Annotated in this window: 14 protein-coding genes; 4 read left to right on the forward strand and 10 right to left on the reverse strand. The window is 60.9% G+C overall.

Annotated features, from left to right (window positions below):
• Positions 1–35 precede the first annotated feature (35 nt).
• Entirely contained in the window at positions 36–365 is a 330-nt protein-coding gene (locus J3D60_RS09710; RefSeq protein ID WP_253491135.1) for a DUF6124 family protein, read from the forward strand.
• 70 nt (positions 366–435) lie between these two features.
• On the opposite strand, the gene J3D60_RS09715 is transcribed toward J3D60_RS09710, so the two are convergent.
• From J3D60_RS09715 to J3D60_RS09725, 3 genes are all read right to left on the reverse strand, one after another.
• Positions 436–1,257, reverse strand: a complete 822-nt coding sequence (locus tag J3D60_RS09715; protein ID WP_253491137.1) for a hypothetical protein — start codon at positions 1,255–1,257, stop codon at positions 436–438.
• 303 nt (positions 1,258–1,560) lie between these two features.
• Entirely contained in the window at positions 1,561–2,949 is a 1,389-nt protein-coding gene (gene cysS / locus J3D60_RS09720; RefSeq protein WP_027606289.1) for a cysteine--tRNA ligase, read from the reverse strand.
• 20 nt (positions 2,950–2,969) lie between these two features.
• Positions 2,970–4,670, reverse strand: a complete 1,701-nt coding sequence (locus J3D60_RS09725; RefSeq protein WP_027606288.1) for a glutamine--tRNA ligase/YqeY domain fusion protein — start codon at positions 4,668–4,670, stop codon at positions 2,970–2,972.
• A gap of 249 nt (positions 4,671–4,919) precedes the next feature.
• Here J3D60_RS09725 and J3D60_RS09730 point away from each other — a divergent pair, with 249 nt between their 5' ends.
• The gene (locus tag J3D60_RS09730) at positions 4,920–5,423 is read left to right on the forward strand and encodes a peptidylprolyl isomerase (protein ID WP_065927032.1); all 504 of its coding nucleotides are present in this window, start codon (positions 4,920–4,922) and stop codon (positions 5,421–5,423) included.
• Positions 5,420–6,169 carry a UDP-2,3-diacylglucosamine diphosphatase gene (gene lpxH, locus J3D60_RS09735; RefSeq protein WP_253491139.1) on the forward strand — a complete coding sequence of 250 codons (750 nt, stop codon included), beginning with the start codon at positions 5,420–5,422 and terminating at the stop codon, positions 6,167–6,169. The genes J3D60_RS09730 and lpxH overlap by 4 nt, the downstream gene beginning before the upstream one ends.
• A gap of 259 nt (positions 6,170–6,428) precedes the next feature.
• Here lpxH and J3D60_RS09740 read toward each other — a convergent pair whose 3' ends face one another.
• The 7 genes from J3D60_RS09740 to J3D60_RS09770 all read right to left on the reverse strand — a co-directional run bounded on the left by J3D60_RS09740 (position 6,429) and on the right by J3D60_RS09770 (position 17,536).
• Positions 6,429–7,958 carry a DHA2 family efflux MFS transporter permease subunit gene (locus tag J3D60_RS09740; RefSeq protein WP_092357648.1) on the reverse strand — a complete coding sequence of 510 codons (1,530 nt, stop codon included), beginning with the start codon at positions 7,956–7,958 and terminating at the stop codon, positions 6,429–6,431.
• Positions 7,958–9,157 carry an efflux RND transporter periplasmic adaptor subunit gene (locus J3D60_RS09745; protein WP_065927031.1) on the reverse strand — a complete coding sequence of 400 codons (1,200 nt, stop codon included), beginning with the start codon at positions 9,155–9,157 and terminating at the stop codon, positions 7,958–7,960. Before J3D60_RS09745 ends, J3D60_RS09740 begins: the two co-directional genes overlap by 1 nt.
• A 15-nt stretch (positions 9,158–9,172) precedes the next feature.
• Positions 9,173–10,624 (reverse strand): efflux transporter outer membrane subunit, encoded by a 1,452-nt coding sequence (locus tag J3D60_RS09750; protein ID WP_253491141.1) that lies wholly within the window; start codon positions 10,622–10,624, stop codon positions 9,173–9,175.
• Entirely contained in the window at positions 10,621–11,094 is a 474-nt protein-coding gene (locus tag J3D60_RS09755) for a MarR family winged helix-turn-helix transcriptional regulator (protein ID WP_065940109.1), read from the reverse strand. The genes J3D60_RS09750 and J3D60_RS09755 overlap by 4 nt, the downstream gene beginning before the upstream one ends.
• A 334-nt stretch (positions 11,095–11,428) precedes the next feature.
• Positions 11,429–15,100, reverse strand: a complete 3,672-nt coding sequence (locus J3D60_RS09760) for a translocation/assembly module TamB domain-containing protein (RefSeq protein WP_253491143.1) — start codon at positions 15,098–15,100, stop codon at positions 11,429–11,431.
• A complete protein-coding gene (locus tag J3D60_RS09765) occupies positions 15,100–16,827 on the reverse strand; it encodes an autotransporter assembly complex family protein (RefSeq protein WP_253491145.1) in 1,728 nt (575 codons plus the stop codon). The genes J3D60_RS09760 and J3D60_RS09765 overlap by 1 nt, the downstream gene beginning before the upstream one ends.
• Positions 16,828–16,891: 64 nt before the next feature.
• A complete protein-coding gene (locus J3D60_RS09770) occupies positions 16,892–17,536 on the reverse strand; it encodes an N-acetyltransferase (protein WP_065940112.1) in 645 nt (214 codons plus the stop codon).
• 168 nt (positions 17,537–17,704) lie between these two features.
• Between J3D60_RS09770 and xthA the strand changes: the two genes are divergently transcribed.
• Entirely contained in the window at positions 17,705–18,517 is an 813-nt protein-coding gene (xthA, locus tag J3D60_RS09775; RefSeq protein ID WP_027606278.1) for an exodeoxyribonuclease III, read from the forward strand.
• Positions 18,518–18,540 lie beyond the last annotated feature (23 nt).

The raw sequence follows: 18,540 nt of genomic DNA on the forward strand, positions 1-18,540 counted from the left end.
ATAGGTGACGGCTCCAATACTCTAGGAGCTTCTTCATGATTAAAGACAGTCCGAATCCGCCGTCAGACTCAACCGCGTTTAACAGTGCTGCTCATGGAGCAATTAACCACTATTTGAATCCGCCTGAGAAACCAGAGCCTTCTACTGAGGACCATAGTTTGTTTACCGTACGCGCAGGATTAGACGTCGAGACGCTGCTGGCCAATGCGTCGGAGGATCTTTCGTCGGCTCAAGCATTAGCGAGCCATTTGGCTTTCGAAATTGATGGCACTCCGCGCAGCGTTGCATTGGGGATTTGCCGGATGTTGGAGGGCGTTAAATTATTGGTGGATAGGGCCGCCACCCAAGGTAAAAACGCCACATAAAGCTACGTGCACAATGGGGGCGCCTATGCTGCTAAAACGTGTATTCGCCCCTTTCCGAAAAGGCACAAATCTATTCCAATCTATATTTTCGAAATGCAATATACTTTGTAAATCCAAATTTTATATAAGGCTTTCCATTACTAGCTTTGAACGCTACTCCGACCACTATGAAGTCCGCCCCCTGCAGTTCATCGATATCCTTAAGACGAAAATCCTCTAACAGTTGTTCTTCCAAATCACCATCATCGACCAATATACTTGGTTCTTTTTTATAGTTTCCACAGTTAAGCCATAGACCACCTTTAGCTTTATTTACATTATTGATTCTACCCCAGAATATCTTTGGCTCACCGAGCGGCGAATTGGGGATGTCGCCCTGCGAAACTAGATGTTCTGAGAGTGCCCCTTCAAGGACTACTCGACCGCCATCAGCGACCATTCTTATACTTTTATCAGACTCAGAAAACTCCACTTCACGGCCAAGCTTTGTTAATATCTGTCGAAGTGATTTATTCTCAGGATAATCCCCTAGATTAGAGTACTTCCTAGTGGTACCCCAACTTGATACTTTTTTAGATTTAGCTTGCGCTACAACGACGTCTATCCCCTGCTTACGCTGCTTATCCAAGTCAATGTTAATTACAGACAAAGGACCAGGAGAGGCATCCCCATCCTCATCAGGAATTAGTACTATTTTATTCTTGCATCCTTCAGCATGATGAGCTGCAAAACACGGAGCTCGAATATACTTCTCGGTTGAAAAGCCCTTAACAAACCAAGATTTTTCGAAGCAGCTATCACACTGAATATTGCCCCGATATTTCTCTGGGAATTCTTTATATAAGACTACCGTACAGTCCGTACCATCCGGTACATAACATACATTTTCCATCTAGCCATCCCCGCCAAATGCCCCATAGGGAAACTTATAAATAATGCTGCGCACCAGAAAATATCTGCAATATTTTCTCTGTCGAATAGAGACTATCAGTCAAAAAACAGGAAAGCAAAATGCCATCACTAAAGCTCTGTTTTTCGGTGCCTCGGCTGGATGGAGTTCTGACCGGAGAGAATATGTAGAAACCTACTAGAAAATTAGATCGCTCCCGTGCGGAGCTAAAAGGCGATCGCGACAAAAACTGTACAAAAAAACGCCCCGAACCAGTCGGGGCTTTTTTCATCCAGCGTTTGCCAATCAGGCCTGATCAGCCAACCGCCACGTCGTCCCACCTTTCCCGTCCTCCAACACCACACCCATCGCGGTCAGTTGGTCACGGATACGGTCGGACTCCGCCCAGTCCTTGTTGGTACGCGCAGCCAAACGCGCCTGGATCAACGCATCCACCTCAGCCGCATCCACACGGCCTTCGGCGCCGGCTTGCAGGAAGTCGTCGGCTTCCATCTGCAGCACGCCCAGGACGCTCGCCAGCTCTTTCAAGCGCGCCGCCAGACCTGCCGCTGCGTCGAGATCGCTCTCGCGCAGGCGGTTGATCTCGCGCACCATCTCGAACAGCACGGCGCAGGCTTCCGGTGTGCCGAAGTCGTCGTTCATGACTTCGGTGAAGCGTGCCACGAACGCTTCGCCGCCGGCCGGCGCCACGGATGGCAGGCCTTTCAACGCGTGGTAGAACCGCTCCAGGGCGCCCTTGGCGTCCTTGAGGTTGTCTTCCGAATAGTTGATGGCGCTGCGGTAGTGGCTCGACACCAGCAGGTAACGCACCACTTCCGGGTGGTACTTTTCCAGCACGTCGCGGATGGTGAAGAAGTTGTTCAAGGACTTGGACATCTTCTCGCCATTGATGCGGATCATGCCGCAGTGCATCCAGGCGTTGGCGTAGGTCTTGCCGGTGGCGGCTTCGCTCTGGGCGATTTCGTTTTCGTGGTGCGGGAACTCGAGGTCGCTGCCGCCGCCATGAATGTCGAAGGTCTCGCCCAGGCAGCAGGTGGACATCACCGAGCATTCGATGTGCCAGCCCGGACGCCCGGCGCCCCATGGCGATTCCCAGCTCGGCTCGCCGGGCTTGGTGCCTTTCCACAGCACGAAGTCGAGCGGATCCTGCTTGGCTTCGTCGACTTCGATGCGCGCGCCGATGCGCAGGTCTTCGATTTTCTTGCGCGACAGCTTGCCGTAGCCCATGAACTTGGCGACGCGGTAGTACACGTCGCCGTTGCCAGGAGCGTAGGCGTAACCCTTGTCGATCAGGGTCTGGATCATGGCGTGCATGCCAGGGATGTGGTCCGTGGCACGCGGTTCCATGTCCGGCTTGAGGATATTGAGGCGCGCCTCGTCCTCGTGCATGGCGGCGATCATGCGCTCGGTCAGCGCATCGAACGACTCGCCGTTCTCGTTGGCGCGGTTGATGATCTTGTCGTCGATGTCGGTGATGTTGCGCACATAGGTCAAGTCATAGCCGCTGAAACGCAACCAGCGGGTCACCAGGTCGAAGGCAACCATGCTGCGGCCGTGGCCGATGTGGCAGTAGTCGTACACGGTCATGCCGCACACGTACATGCGCACCTTGTTGCCATCCAGCGGCTTGAAGACTTCTTTGGTCTTGCTGAGTGTGTTGTAGATCGTTAGCACGACAGTTCCTTAAGACAGAATCACTGGCCCCACGAATCACGCAAGGTCACGGTACGGTTGAATACCGGCTGACCAGGTTTCGAGTCCTTGATATCCGCGCAGAAGTAGCCTTCGCGCTCGAACTGGAAACGGTCTTCCGGCTGTGCGTCGCCCAAAGAGGGTTCGGCACGACAACCGGTGAGCACTTGCAGGGAGTCAGGGTTGATGTTGTCGAGGAAGCTGGCGCTGTCTTCGGCCTTTTCAGGATTCGGCGAACGGAACAGGCGATCGTACAGGCGCACTTCGCACTCGATGCTGGCAGCGGCCGGCACCCAGTGGATCACGCCCTTGACCTTGCGGCCTTCCGGGTTCTTGCCCAGGGTTTCCGGGTCGTAGGAGCAACGCAGTTCGACGATGTTGCCCTCGGCGTCCTTGATCGCTTCGTCGGCGCGGATCACGTAGCTGCCGCGCAGGCGCACTTCGCCGTTCGGCTCCAGGCGCTTGTAGCCTTTTGGCGGCTCTTCCATGAAGTCATCGCGGTCGATGTAGATTTCACGGGCGAACGGCAGCTTGCGCACGCCGAGTGCTTCGTTCTGCGGATGACGCGGCAGTTCGAGATGGTCGACCTTGTCTTGCGGGTAGTTGGTAATCACGACTTTCAACGGACGCAGCACGCACATGGCCCGTGGCGCGTTCGCGTCGAGGTCCTGGCGGATGCTGAACTCGAGCATGCCGTAGTCGACCACACCGTCGGAGCGGTTAGTGCCGACCATCTCGCAGAAGTTGCGGATCGACGCCGGGGTGTAGCCGCGGCGGCGGAAGCCCGACAGGGTCGACATGCGTGGGTCGTCCCAGCCATTGACGTGCTTTTCATCCACCAGTTGCTTGAGCTTGCGCTTGCTGGTGATGGTGTAGTTGAGGTTCAGGCGGCTGAATTCGTACTGACGCGGGTGCGCCGGTACCGGCAGGCTGTCGAGGAACCATTCGTACAGCGGACGATGGCTCTCGAACTCCAGGGTGCAGATGGAGTGGGTGATGCCTTCGATGGCGTCCGACTGACCGTGGGTGAAGTCGTAGTTCGGGTAGATGCACCACTTGTCGCCGGTCTGGTGGTGATGGGCGTGGCGGATGCGGTACATGATCGGGTCGCGCAGGTTCATGTTCGGCGAGGCCATGTCGATCTTGGCGCGCAGCACGCGGGCGCCGTCCGGGAACTCACCGGCGCGCATGCGGGCGAACCAGTCGAGGTTCTCTTCTACCGAACGGTCGCGGAACGGGCTGTTCTTGCCCGGTTCGGTCAGGGTGCCACGGTATTCCTTGGCCTGCTCGGGGGTCAGGTCGTCGACGTAGGCCTTGCCGGCCTTGATCAGCTCGACGGCCCAGTCGAACAGCTGGTCGAAGTATTTGGAGGCATAGCGCACTTCACCGGACCATTCGAAGCCCAGCCACTTGATGTCGCTTTCGATGGCGTCGATGTATTCCTGGTCTTCCTTGGCCGGGTTGGTGTCGTCGAAACGCAGGTGCGTGACGCCACCGAACTCCTGGGCCAGGCCGAAGTTCACACAGATCGACTTGGCGTGACCGATGTGCAGGTAGCCGTTGGGCTCTGGCGGGAAGCGGGTGACGATCTGCGTGTGCTTGCCCGAATCCAGGTCCGCCTGGATGATCGGGCGCAGGAAATTGACCGGGACGGCAGGTCCGGCCTTGGAATTCGAGGTAGGGTCGACAGTGGGCTTGCTCATAGGATCCTTGAACAGACAGGTTCGTGGCCGGTTGGGGCCAGATAAAACAAAGGCGATATCATAGCTGATGCTGTCAAGACACTGACAGGTCACGACCAAAAACTGCTGCTTTAATTAACCGGGCGGTAAAAAACCACCTCGAAATTCCTGCCGGGCACGCTAAACTGCGCGCCTTGGCCGCCGTTTAGCCAGACAGGTAAGGCGCCCCAGGCGTCCAAACCCACGAATTCCCTGAAAAGAGTAGTGAACATGACTCAAGTCAAACTGACCACCAACCACGGTGACATCGTCATCGAGCTGAACGCCGAGAAAGCGCCGATCACCGTCGCCAACTTCATCGAGTACGTTAAGGCCGGCCACTACGAAAACACGGTTTTCCACCGTGTCATCGGTAACTTCATGGTCCAGGGCGGCGGTTTCGAGCCGGGCATGAAAGAAAAGAAAGACAAGCGCCCAAGCATCCAGAACGAAGCGGACAACGGCCTTTCCAACGACAAGTACACCGTCGCCATGGCCCGTACCATGGAGCCGCATTCGGCCTCCGCGCAGTTCTTCATCAACGTGGCCGACAACGCCTTCCTGAACCACAGCGGCAAGAACGTACAGGGCTGGGGCTACGCCGTGTTCGGTAAAGTCACCGAAGGCCAGGACGTTGTCGACAAGATCAAAGGCGTGTCGACCACCTCCAAGGCCGGTCACCAGGACGTACCGGTCGAAGACGTGATCGTCGAGAAAGCCGAGATCGTTGAGTGATATTGCTGATTTCAGACTTGCATCTGGAAGAGGAGCGCCCGGACATTACCCGGGCGTTTCTGGATCTGCTTCACAACCGCGCCCGTGGCGCCCAGGCGTTGTACATTCTGGGGGACTTCTTTGAAGCCTGGATTGGCGACGATGGGATGACGCCCTTCCAGCGTTCGATCTGCGAGGCTCTGCGCGAGCTGAGCGATAGCGGTACCCCGATTTTTATCATGCATGGCAACCGCGACTTCCTGATCGGCAAGGCGTTCTGCAAAGCGGCAGGCGCCACCTTGCTTAAGGACCCGAGTGTCGTGCAGCTCGCAGGCGAACCCGTGCTGTTGATGCACGGCGACAGCCTCTGCACCCGCGACCTTGGCTACATGAAGCTGCGGCGCATCCTGCGTAACCCGATGGTGCTGTTTATCCTGCGTCACCTGCCGTTGCGCACCCGCCACCGGCTGGCGCGCAAGCTGCGCAGTGAAAGCCGCGCGCAAACGCGCATGAAGGCCAACGACATTGTCGATGTCACGCCCGAGGAAGTGCCGCGGGTGATGCAGCAGTTCGGCGTGCGCACCCTGGTCCACGGCCACACGCACCGCCCGGCGATCCATAAGCTGCAGATTGGCGACCAGGCGGCCAAGCGCATTGTGCTGGGGGATTGGGACAAGCAGGGCTGGGCGTTGCAGGCAGATGAGCAAGGCTTTCAGTTGGCGGCGTTTGACTTCGTCAATCCGCAGCTGGCGTTGCCTGGCGCCTGATCCTCAAACACCACCGATCCAATGTGAACAGAGATCAAAGTGTGGAAGGGGGCTTGCCCTAATGCCAGTCAGTTAAGGCTTTTTGTAGGAGCGAGCTTGCTCGCGAAAAACGCCCAGGCAACGCGTTCATTCTCGATAAGCGCGGTGGCCCTGAGTTCTTCGCGAGCAAGCTCGCTCCTACAGTGAATCACTTTCGCTTAACTGAACGGCATTAGGGCAAGCCCCCTCCCACAATTGATTGCATTTCAGTCTTTGCCAATCAGTGACCCGAAGCAGCCGGCCCCGCTTTTGCGGTAAACGGTGGCTTCGCCAGCCACACCAGCAGCATCAACCCCATGAACATCCACCCCAGCAACGTGAAGTAATCCACGGTGGACATCATGTACGCCTGGCTGGTGAGGATCTGGTCCAGTTGCGCGTAGGCCTTGTGCCCTGCCCCACCGAGCGCCTGCAGCGCGTCGCGGGTGGCCGAGTCATAGGTGGTCATGTTCTCGCTCATGTACGCATGGTGCTGGTCCGCCCGGCGGATCCAGATCCAGGTGGTCAGCGAGGCCGCAAAGCTGCCGCCCAGGGTCCGCAGAAAGGTCGCAAGACCGGCGCCGTCGGCGATCTGGTGCGGTGGCAGGTCGGACATCAGGATACTCAAGGTCGGCATGAAGAACAGCGCCACGCCGATGCCCATGAACAACTGCACCAGGGCGATGTGGGTGAAGTCCACCTCATTGGTGAAACCCGCGCGCATAAAGCAGCTCAGGCCGATCGCCAGGAACGCCAGGCCTGCCAGCAGGCGCAGGTCGAACTTGTGCGCGTACTTGCCCACGAACGGTGACATCAGCACCGGCAGGATACCGATCGGCGCCACCGCCAGGCCGGCCCAGGTGGCGGTGTAGCCCATCTGGGTTTGCAGCCACTGCGGCAGGATCAGGTTGATGCCGAAGAAGCCCGCGTAGCCGAGGATCAACACAATCGTGCCGATGCGAAAGTTACGGTAGGCAAACAGCCGCAGGTTGACCACCGGGTGCTTGTCGGTCATTTCCCAGATGATGAACACCGCCAGGGCAATCACCGAAATCGCCGCGCCCACAATGATGAAGTTGGATTCGAACCAGTCCAGGTCGTTGCCCTTGTCGAGGATGATCTGCAGCGCGCCGACGCCCACGATCAGGCTCAACAGCCCGACATAATCCATCGGCTGGTAGCTGGTGGTCACCGGGCGCTTCTTCAATTGCGCACGCACCACCATCACCGCAAAGATGCCGATGGGGACGTTGATAAAGAAGATCCACGGCCAGCTGTAGCTGTCAGTGATCCAGCCACCGAGGATCGGCCCCGCAATCGGCGCCACCACCGTGACCATCGCCAGCAACGCCAGGGCCATGCCACGCCTCGCCGGCGGGTAGACCGCGATCAGCAGCGTCTGGGTCATCGGGTACAACGGCCCGGCCACCAGGCCTTGCAGCACCCGGAAGCCGATCAATTCGGGCATCGAAGTGGAAATACCACAGAGGAACGAGGCCAGCACAAACAGCATGGTCGCCCACAGGAACAGCTTCACTTCGCCAAACCGCCGGCTCAACCAACCGGTGAGCGGCAAGGCGATGGCGTTGCTCACCGCAAACGAGGTGATCACCCAGGTGCCCTGCTCCGAACTCACGCCGAGGTTGCCGGAAATGGTCGGCAAGGCCACGTTGGCGATGGTGGTGTCGAGCACCTGCATAAAGGTCGCCAGCGACAGGCCAATGGTGGCCATCAACAGGCTGGGCGGCGTGAAGGAGGCGTTATTGCTCATCAGCGTTGCACAGCCTTGGGCGCGGCGATGCTGTTGGCATGGATCAACTCGGTGATCATGGCGTCAGCCTCGGCCAATTGGCGGTCGTACACGTTGGTGGTGAAGGTCGCCTTCTGCGGCGCCTGTTGCGCCAGCACCGGGCCGCTCTGGTCATGCAGGTCGACATTGACGACGGTGCTCAGGCCGACCCGCAGCGGGTGCTTGGCCAGTTCTTCGGCATTGATGTGGATGCGTACCGGCACCCGTTGCACGATCTTGATCCAGTTACCGGTGGCGTTCTGCGCCGGCAGCAGGGCAAACGCACTGCCGGTGCCGGCGCCAAGGCTATCCACGGTGCCGCTGAATTTCACGTCGCTGCCGTAGATGTCCGACTCGATGTCCACCGGCTGGCCAATGCGCATGTCGCGCAGTTGGGTTTCCTTGAAGTTGGCGTCGATCCACAGCTGGTTCAGCGGGATCACCGCCATCAACGCCGTACCCGGCTGCACGCGCTGGCCCAGTTGCACGGTGCGCTTGGCCACGTAGCCGGTGACCGGCGCGATCAAGGTGCTGCGCGCATTGGCCAGGTAGGCCTGGCGCAGTTGCGCGGCGGCGGCCTGCACGTCCGGGTGGGACGAGATCACGGTGTCATCCACCAGCGCGTTGCTGGTCTTGAGTTGCTGCTCAAGGTTGGTCAGCGCGTTTTTCGCGGCCGTCAGGCTGTCACGGGCGTGGGACAGTTCTTCCTGGGAAATCGCGCCGCCCTGGGCCAGGGTCTTGCGACGGTTGAAGTTGTCCTGGGCAGTTTGCACATCGGCTTTCTGTGCGTTGACCTGGGCTTTCATGCCATCGACGTTGCTGTACAAGCCCCGCACCTGGCGCACGGTGCGGGCCAGGTTGGCCTGGGCACTTTGCAGGCCGACAGCGGCGTCGTTGGGGTCGAAGTTGATCAGCACCTGGCCTTCGTGGACCAGGTCGCCATCGTCGGCGCCGATGCTGACCACGGTGCCGGTGACCAGCGGGGTGATTTCCACCACGTTGCCGTTCACATAGGCGTCATCGGTGCTCTCGTTGAAGCGCCCATAGAATTCATACCAGCCCCATACGCCCACGACGCCGAGGATGACGATCAGCGCGAGGCCGATCAGCATGACCTTGCGTTTGCGTGGGTTGTTGTCTTTGGGTTGTTCTGTAGCGTTGGTGTTTTCGGCAGTGGCCATGACAAATACCTCAAATTATTCCGTGCGGGTGGCTGGGGTGGTCGACGCCACGTTGTCGGCGCTGTATCCGCCACCCAGGGCCTGCATCAATTGAATCGACAGATCGATTTGCCCGGCATTCAGGGTCGCCAGCTGACGCTGGGCTTGCAGCAATTGCTGCTCGATGCTGAGCACGTCCAGGTAGTTACCGACCCCTGAGCCGTAGCGCTGGACCACGGTGTCGTAGGACTGCTGGGCAATGTCCGTGGCGTGTTGCTGGGCCTGGATCTGCCGACCGGTTTCGCGCAGTTGCGAAAGGGTGTTGCCGATATCGCCCAAGGCCTGCACCAGGGTCTTGTTGTACTGGGCCACGGCCAGGTCGTAGTCGGCATCGCGCGCATCGAGGTCGGCGCGCAGGCGGCCGCCATCGAAGATCGGCAGCGAGATCGTCGGCGCAATGTTGAAGAAGCGGCTGGCCGAGCCGAACATCGCATCCCCCAGCAACGACTCGGCCCCGGCGCTCGCGCTGAGGTTGAGGTTGGGGTAGAAGCGCGTCTTGCTGGCGGCGATGTCCTTGCTCGCGGCCTCGACTCGCCAGCGCGCGGCGATCAGGTCCGGGCGGCGGCCCAGCAGCTCGGCGGGCAACACCGAAGGCACGGCGACAGCGGCGGGCTTGAGCACATTCGGACGGGCCAGTTCGCCGCCTCGGTCCGGGCCTTTGCCGAGCAATACGGCGAGTGCAATTTTGGCGCTCTGCAGTTGTTTGTCGGCATCGATCAATTGCGACTGGGAGCTGGCTTCCAGGCTTTCGGTCTGCTGGTACTGGTACTGGCTGTCGATGCCCGCAGCCAGGCGGCGCTTGCTCAGGTCGAGCATTTGCCGGGTGCGCTTGAGGTCATCGCCGGCCAGGTCGCGCACGATGTGCGCCTGGCCCAGGTCGCTGTAGGCCTTGGCCACATCGGCAGCGAGGGTCAGGCGCGCGGCCTGTTGGTCGACTTCGGCGGCACGGGCCTGGCCCAGCGCGGCTTCCCAGGCGGCGCGTTGGCCACCCCAGAGGTCGAAGTTGTAATTGAAGCTGGCGCCGATATTACGCACGGTCGAGTAGGCATCGCCCTCGCCGCGCGGGTCCTGGTCCTTGGCCAGGCGTGAACGGCTCACACCGGCGCTGGCATCCAGGGTCGGCATGCGTGCGGCATTCGCGGCATAGGCGGCGGCTTCGGCCTGATGGGCACGGGCGCTGGCGACTTGCATGTCGGGGCTGTTTTGCAGGGCTTCCTGGATCAGGCCGTCGAGCTGCGGGTCGCCGAGGTTTTTCCACCAGTCGGCGCTGGGCCAGGCGGCACTCGACAGGGTCACCCCGCGCAGGGATTTACCGGTCTGCAAGGTGTTGGCGTCGAGCCGCCAGCCCTGGGTGTCGAGGCCGCTGTAGTTGGCGCAACCGGCCATGCTCATGGCCACGAGCACCAGGCATAGGGCACGTGTGTTCATGCTTTACCTACCCGCTGCAGGGTGATGGGATCACCGGCAGCTATCAGAATTTTCTTGAGGATCCGTTCCAGGGTTTCCAGCTCGCCGGGTTCAAGCACGCCCGCCAACTGGTTCAACGCCTGGGCGCCTATGTGCGGCAGCATGTCTGCCAGGCGCTGACCGTCGGCAGTCAGCACCAACTGCACCTGGCGGCGGTCCTGCTCGGAGCGTTTGCGGTCCAGCAGGCCTTTCTGCTCGAGGCGGTCGAGCATGCGGGTCATCGAACCGCTGTCCAGGGACAGGTTGCGGCACAGCTCGGCCGGGGTGTCGACGCCGAACTGGGCCATGATGATCAGCACCTTGAACTGCGCGGCCGTGATGCCGTGGGGTTCCATGTGGGTGTCGATGATGCGGTCCTTGAGGAGCGCCGCACGGCCCAGCAACAGCCCGAGGTGGCAGTTGTGGAAGTTTTCAGGGGTGAAGTGGGGCATCGGAAGTCACCTTATTACTGCCTAGGCAGTGAATGTATGACGAGATGTTACTGCCTAGGCAGCGAAAGTCAAATGGAATAATTAGCTTGCTTGCTAATTTCACGACCGGCGGGCTGGAATGCAAACCAATGTGGGAGGAGGCTTGCCAGTCAGTTAAGGCTTTTTGTAGGAGCGAGCTTGCTCGCGAAAAACTCACAGGCGCCGCGTTCATTCAGGAAGCACGCGTTATCGTTGACGTTTTTCGCGAGCAAGCTCGCTCCTACAGGAGGCGATGTACGCTTAACTGACTGGCATTAGGGCAAGTCCCCTTCCACATTTTTTGACCGAACAGGGCTTAGAAATCGCGCTTGTAGAAGATGTCGAGGGAACTGGCCACGCCACTCGCCACTTCCAGGTATACCTTCTTGCTCAGCAGGTAGCGCAAGGCAATGGTGCTGGCCGGTTCGAACACCCCTACCCCGTAACGCAGGCTGAGTTTCTCGGTGATCTTGCCGCTGGCCACCACGGCCGTATTGTTGCCGCTGCCCTGGGTGTCGAGGTCGAAGTCGCGAATGCCCAGCTTGTTGGCAAGATCCGAGGTGACCCCGGCGCTGCCCATCAGGCCCAGGCCGAGAGCGGCCTGGGCGAGCATGTTGTTGTCTTCGCCGGTAGAGCTCAGCGGACGGCCCAGCACCAGGTAGGACAGCGCCTGTTCCTGGCTCATGGCAGGTTCCGAGAAGATCTGCGTGGTGGGCTGCTCGGCGCTGCCGCTGAGGCGGATACCGGCGACTACATCGTCGGTCTTGCGGATCGCTTCGATATCCAGGTACGGCTGGTCGAGCGGCCCGGCGAACAGCAGGCGTGCGCGGCGCACATCCAGGCGCTGGCCATAGGCGCGGTAGCGACCATCGTTGAGCCACAACTCGCCACGGGTATCCATGTTGTCGCCGATGTGCACATGGCCCTGCACCTTGGCGGTGAGGCCGAAGCCCGAGAAGTTGAGCTGGTCTTCGCCCACCGCCACGTCGATATCCATGGCCATGGCCATCGGTGGCTTGCCCTCTTCGGTCTGGCTGCCGACGATCACGGTGTCATCCGAGACCTTGACCGTCGAAGGCGGCAGCTCGCGCACGGTGATGTCCCCGCGGGGGATTCGCACCTTGCCGGCAATCGCCAGTTTGTCGTTCTTCAGGCTGATCTTCAGGTCCGGGGCCACTTCCAGCACCGCATAGGGCTCCACCGTGACCGGCAGTTGCGAGCCTTGCAGGCTGAGGTCCACCACCAGGGCCTGGCCCCAGTCGACCTGGCCCTTGAGGCTGCCCTGCCCGGCCTTGCCACTGCGCCATGCGCCGTTCAATTGCACGCTTTCACCGGCAATCAGCGCCTGCACGTTCAAGCCTTCAAGGCTGATGGGCAATTCCGGCCCGGAGACTTCACCGCCCACCAGGTTGACGTTGCCGTTGACCTGCGGCGCCAGCAGGCCACCGGCGATCCGACCGCTGCCGTTGAGCTTGCCGCTGAGTTTCTCGACCATCGGCACAAACGGCCGCGCCACGGCGAGATCCAGACCGGTGAGGCTGAAATTGCCGCTGATCGGCTTGTTTTTCGGCAATGGGTTGATCTGCGCCTGCAACAGCAACTCGCCGAGCTTGCCGCCTCGGAAGTTCAGCTGGGTGTCGATGCGCTTGGGGTTGAGGGTGGTTTCCAGCGTGAGGGTGTCGTAGGGGAAATCCAGCCACTGGTCCTTGTCCTTGACCCGCAGGGTGCCGCCGCTGGCATCCACCGCGACCACGCCTTTGGGGCCGCTGTCGGGCAAGTCGAGTTGGATATCGGCGTTAAGCCTGCCCTGCCAGGCAAAGTCCTTGGGCAAAAACGCCGCCAGGCTGTCGATGGGGAATTGCTTGAGGTGGTAGCGCAATTTGGGTTCGGGCATCAGGCGCTGGTCTTCACCGCACAGGCTGGCGGCGCCGGAGACCCAGCAGTGGGCCGCGAAGGTCAACTTGCCGTCGGCCATGCGCTCGATTTTTGCCGGCGCTTGCAGCTTCCAGTCCTGGCCACCCGCCTGCACATCGCCACTGGCCAGGCGACCGCGCCAGTTGCCTTGGTCGAGGTTGCCGTCCAAGGCCAGAGCCAGCTTGACCAAGGGGCCGGCCAGGTCGAGTTGGACCTTCTGGCTCCTGATATCGCCCTGGGCGCTGGCGGTGAGCGTGCCCACCTGGGTGTCACCGCTTTGAATGCCGCTGCCCTTGAGGTCGATTTTCCCGCGCTGGGCACTGTCCAGGGTCGCGCCCAGGCTCAGGCTTTGCAGGCGATTATCGGCGAACGCCAGTTGCTGGCCCTTGAGGTCGAGTTGGCCTTGGGGCGCCTTGAGGCTGCCGGCCACGTCGAGTCGGCCATTGACCTGCCCACGCAACTGCGGCCACAGCTGGGCCAGACGCGCCAGCTTGATGTCGATCTGCCCGGCCAGGCGTTGCTGCAGGCTGCCGCTGCCGTTGATGCGGTTGTCGCCCAGGCGGATATCCAGGTTGGCCAGGGTCCATTGCTCGCCCGCGCCTTCGGCCTGGGCCGCCAGCACGGCGGTTTGCCCACGCAGGCGGCCCTTGAGGTCGAGGTCGGCGTTGAGCTTGAGCTGCTCGTTTTTGAATTCACCTTTGCTGCGCAAGGGGCCAGCCAGCGTGCCCGGCAACTCCGCCACCCAGTACGCCGGGTTCAGCGCCGACAGGTCCAGCGCGGTATCCCAGACAATGCCATCGGCAAATTGCAGGTTCAGGTGCCCTTCGGCCTTGCCCTGGCCGGCGGTCAGTTTCAGCTCCGGCAGGAAGATTTGCGTGAGGTCGCCACTGAACGGCGTGACCAGATTGAATTTGCCCGCCGGGCCGTCGAGGTCGGCCTTGAGGTTGCCGAGGTAGTTGCCGTCTTTGTAGGAAACCTCACCGTTGAAGGTGCGCAACACCACCTGTGGCTCGTCGATCAGCGGGTAGAGGCGATGCCAGGGAAAGTCCAGCCAGTCGATCTTGGCCTCGGCGCTGAAGCCTTGTTGCCAGTCCAACTGCGCCGTGAGCTTGAGGCTTTGTTTGTCGCCGGCATTCAGGTCCAGGCCGGCGATCTGCGCGCCGTTGGCGTCGACCTTGCCTTGCAGCAGCAGGTCCACCGGGCCTTTTTCCGCCGGCAGTACGGCCTTGCCCAGCAGTTGATAGCCGCTGCCCAGGTCGCCCTTGGCGGTGAGGTCCAGTTGATTGAGTTGCAGGGTGTCGGGCAGATCGGCGCTGGGTTTGAAGCCATCGGCGGTGATATGCACCTGGGCCGGGAGGTTGTCCGCCAGGGGTTGCAGCTCGCCCTTGAGTTTGGCCGGCAGGTAGCCGCTGCTGTCGGCGTCGAGCCTGAGGGTCTTGAGCAGGTCGCCCTCGACCTTGAGCGCCACCGTCCACGGCGCGCCGCCGGGGGCGTAGGGCAGGCTCAGGTTGCCGCTGGCGGCCAGCGGCCAGTCGCCGCTGGGTTGCAACAGGCCGTTCAGGTCCAGCACCAGGCCGTCCCGTTGCAGGTGCACCGCGTCAATCTGCATGCCGGCGGCGGTCCAGTGCGCGGCCAGTTGCAGGCCCTTGAGTTGTTCGCTGCCGTTAAGCAGCAGGCTGCCGACACGAACGTCGCCCAACTGAATGGAAACGGGCAGCTTCAGGTCGGGCAATTGAATCGGCCCGCTGCTTTCTTCGGTGCTCGGCGCAACGTCCAGGCGGACTTGCTCCACATCCAGGCGATTGATGCACAGGGTCATGCGCAACAGGCACGCCGGCGACCAGTCAAACGTCGGCGCATCGAGTTCGACGCGATTGCCGTCCTGCGCCCACAGCAGATGATCGGCGCGCCACTGGCCGCCCAGACGGCCGTGGAAATTCTCCACGCTCAAACCCGGTACACGCCCCAGCGCCCAGCGACTGCCCGCCTGGGTGCCGAGGACTGCCCACAGGGCCAGCAACAGCACGGCAAGGATGGCCAACACGGCCAGCCCCGCTATTTTCACACCACGCATCACAGCTCAGGCCCCATGGAAAAGTGCAATCGAACGCCGCCCGGGTCTTCCAGGGCATGGGCCAGGTCCAGGCGGATCGGGCCGACCGGCGAGACCCAGCGGATGCCGACACCCACGCCAGTCTTCAAGCTGGGCAACTCCAGGGAGTTGAACGAGTTGCCCTGGTCGATAAAGGTCGCAATCCGCCATTTCTCGGCGATGGAATATTGATACTCGGCACTCAGGGCCACCATGTAGCGGCCGCCGATACGGTCGCCCCGGTCATTCTCCGGTGACAGGGTCTGGTACTCGTAGCCGCGCACGCTCTGGTCGCCACCAGCGAAGAACCGCAGCGACGGCGGCACCGACTTGTAGCCGTTGGTGGCACTGCCGCCGACCTGGGCCCGCGCCAGGAAGCGGTGGTTGTCCCACAGGGTGGTCAGGCCTTTGACCATGGCCGTGCCGTAAAGCAGGTTGGTGTCGGAGCCCAACCCTTCCTTGGCCACCTTGCTGTCGAATTGCAGGCGGTAGCCGTTGTGGGGGTCGATGCGGTTATCACTGCGCAGGTAGGAATAACTCACACCCGGCATCACCAGGTTACTGAGGCCCGAGTCATTGCCCAGGCGATATTCTTCGCGCTGGTATTTGAGCGAGATCACCCGGGTCCAGCCACTGGGCAACTTGCTGTGCCATTCGGGCCCGAGGGTGAGCAATTTACTCAAGGTGTCGGTGTTGGCGATTTCTTCATTCTGGTAACCGCCGGCGAAACGCAGTTTGTCGGTGAGCGGCGGGTCCAGCGGGATGTCGTACCACAGCCCGACGTTCTGCCGAGGCGCCGACAGTTCAGCTTCCCAGCCATAGCTGTGGCCCTGGGGATTGACCCAGTGGCGCGTCCAGTTGGCCTTGCCGCGCGGGCCGACGTCGGTGGAGAAACCCAGGCCCAGGCCCATGGTGCGTGGCTTGCGGGTCTCCAGGTTGACGGCCACCGGGATCACCTCGTTGGCCGAAGCCGCGGGTGCGGCGTCGACGCGCACGCCTTCGAAAAAGCCGCTGGCTTGCAGGTTCTGGTTGAGTTCGGCGATCAGTTCGGAATCGTAGGGGGCGCCACTTTTAAACGGCACCATGCGTTGCAGCAGCTCTTCGTCAAACGGCGTATCGCCGGCAAAGCTGACCTTGCCCAAGGTGTAGCGCGGGCCGCTGTCATAGATGAGTTCGATATCGGCGACACCGGCCTGGGGGTCTACCGAGAGTTTCTGGTGAGTGAAGCGCCCGCTGAAAAAGCCGTAGCGCGAGGCCTGGTTCTGGATCAGACGCTTGGCGTCTTCGTAGTGGCCGTGGTTGAGCACGGCGCCGGATTTCAGGTCGTCGCTGGCGGGCACGCGAAAGGCCTTGAGGTCCGCGGCCGGGCCGTCGACCCGAATGGTCACGTTGCGCAGATGCACCGGTTCGCCGGGGTCGATGGTGAGGATCAGGCGCGGGTTCTTGCCGCCCTTCACATCACTTTCGATCCGGGGCTGATAGAAACCTAAAGCCTGGGCGGCTTTGCGCGCCTGCTCTTCGGCCCCACGGCTGAACCGCAGCAAGGCCTCTTCGTCACGCTCGCCCACCCCGCCGATATAGCCTTCGATGTTGGCTTTCAACGCGTCGTTTTTTGGCTTGATCCGCACGTCCAATTCGCTTTGCGCGAATGCGCCGCAGCTTGTGAACAGCAGAACCAAGCCGCTGGTAAATCTTCCTGGAAACTTCATAGGCGCGGATGCTACACGAGCTGGGGAGAAACTTAGAACTCAGAGGATTCTGAAAAATTCTGCGCTAAGCCGTTGCAGCATGTAACACCTGCGGATTGGGGTGGAAAAATACGTGCTCCAGAATCGGTCCTACCGCCACTTCGCCGATCTCCTCATAGCCCTGGCGTTTGTAGAACTCCAGATAGCGCGAATTCCCCGTGTCCAACACCACACCGGACGAGTGCGGGTCTTCAGCGCACCAGTTGTGTACCGCCTCCAGCAGCTGTTCACCGTAGTGCTTGCCCTGGAATTGCGGATGAATGCCCAGCAGCGGCAACACATGCACCGACTCGTTGGGCAGGCAGGCCATCACCGCATAGTGGTAGTCCAGGTAGCGCCGGGTGCCGCGCACGCCGGTGCTCAGCCACATGCGCAATTGCCAGGCCCAGCTTTCGGTAATCCCCAGGCGCCGCTGCGGTGGCGCGATCAGCGCGATACCGATCAGGCGGTCGTTGACGAACAGGCCGATGGAGGGAAGTTTCTGGAAGAAATGCTGCTTGACCAGTTCGCGCACCGTGGCACGTACCCGTTGTTCATAGCCTGCGCGTTCCGCCTCGAAGATGTAGGCAAACGTCGGCTCATGCCGATAGGCCTGGTACAGCAGCGAGCGGGCTTCGCGGGAATAGCCGCTGTTGAGCAGGCGAACTTCGCCAATGGCAGTGTCAGTCATACAGTCAATCTCCCTGGGCGCCACTCAATAGATGGCGTTCTTATGGGTACGAACCTACGCAGCACCAGTCGTTCCCAGACATTAGCAGTGCATCTGTCCTACCGCCACGCTGGCCCCCGTCCGACTTGTCCGCTAGCATCGCCCTTTTGCCAGACTGGACCGCCGACCATGAAAATCGTCTCCTTCAATATCAACGGGCTGCGCGCCCGCCCTCATCAGCTGGCGGCACTGATTGAAAAACACCAACCCGACGTGATCGGCCTGCAGGAAACCAAGGTCCACGACGACCAGTTCCCCCTGGCCGAAGTGCAGGCCCTGGGCTATCACGTGTACTACCACGGCCAAAAAGGCCACTACGGTGTGGCGCTGCTCTCGCGCAAAGAAGCATTGAGCGTGCACAAGGGCTTTGCCAGCGATGAAGAAGACGCCCAGCGCCGCTTTATCTGGGGCACCTTCGCCGATGAAAACGGCCAGCCGGTGACCATCATGAACGGCTATTTCCCACAAGGTGAAAGCCGCGACCATCCGACGAAGTTCCCGGCCAAGCAGCGTTTCTACGCAGACTTGCAGCACCTGCTGGAAAGCCAGTTCAGCAACGACCAGGCCCTGGTGGTGATGGGCGATGTGAACATTTCCCCGGAGGACTGCGACATCGGCATCGGCGCCGACAACGCCAAGCGCTGGCTGAAAACCGGCAAGTGCAGCTTCCTGCCCGAAGAGCGCGAGTGGATGGCGCGCCTGAAAAACTGGGGCCTGGTGGACAGTTTCCGCCACCTCAACCCCGAGGTGGCCGACCGTTTCAGTTGGTTCGACTACCGCAGCCGTGGGTTCGAGGATGAGCCCAAGCGTGGGCTGCGCATTGACGTGATCATGGCCTCCAATGGCTTGTTGCCACGGGTCAAGGATGCCGGGGTGGATTACGACCTGCGGGGCTTGGAGAAACCGTCTGACCATGCGCCGATCTGGCTTGAACTGAGCTGATACCCCTGACTGTACTCGGGCCA

The sequence above is a fragment of the Pseudomonas sp. S3E17 genome (assembly GCF_024168685.1).
Lineage (GTDB): Bacteria > Pseudomonadota > Gammaproteobacteria > Pseudomonadales > Pseudomonadaceae > Aquipseudomonas > Aquipseudomonas marginalis.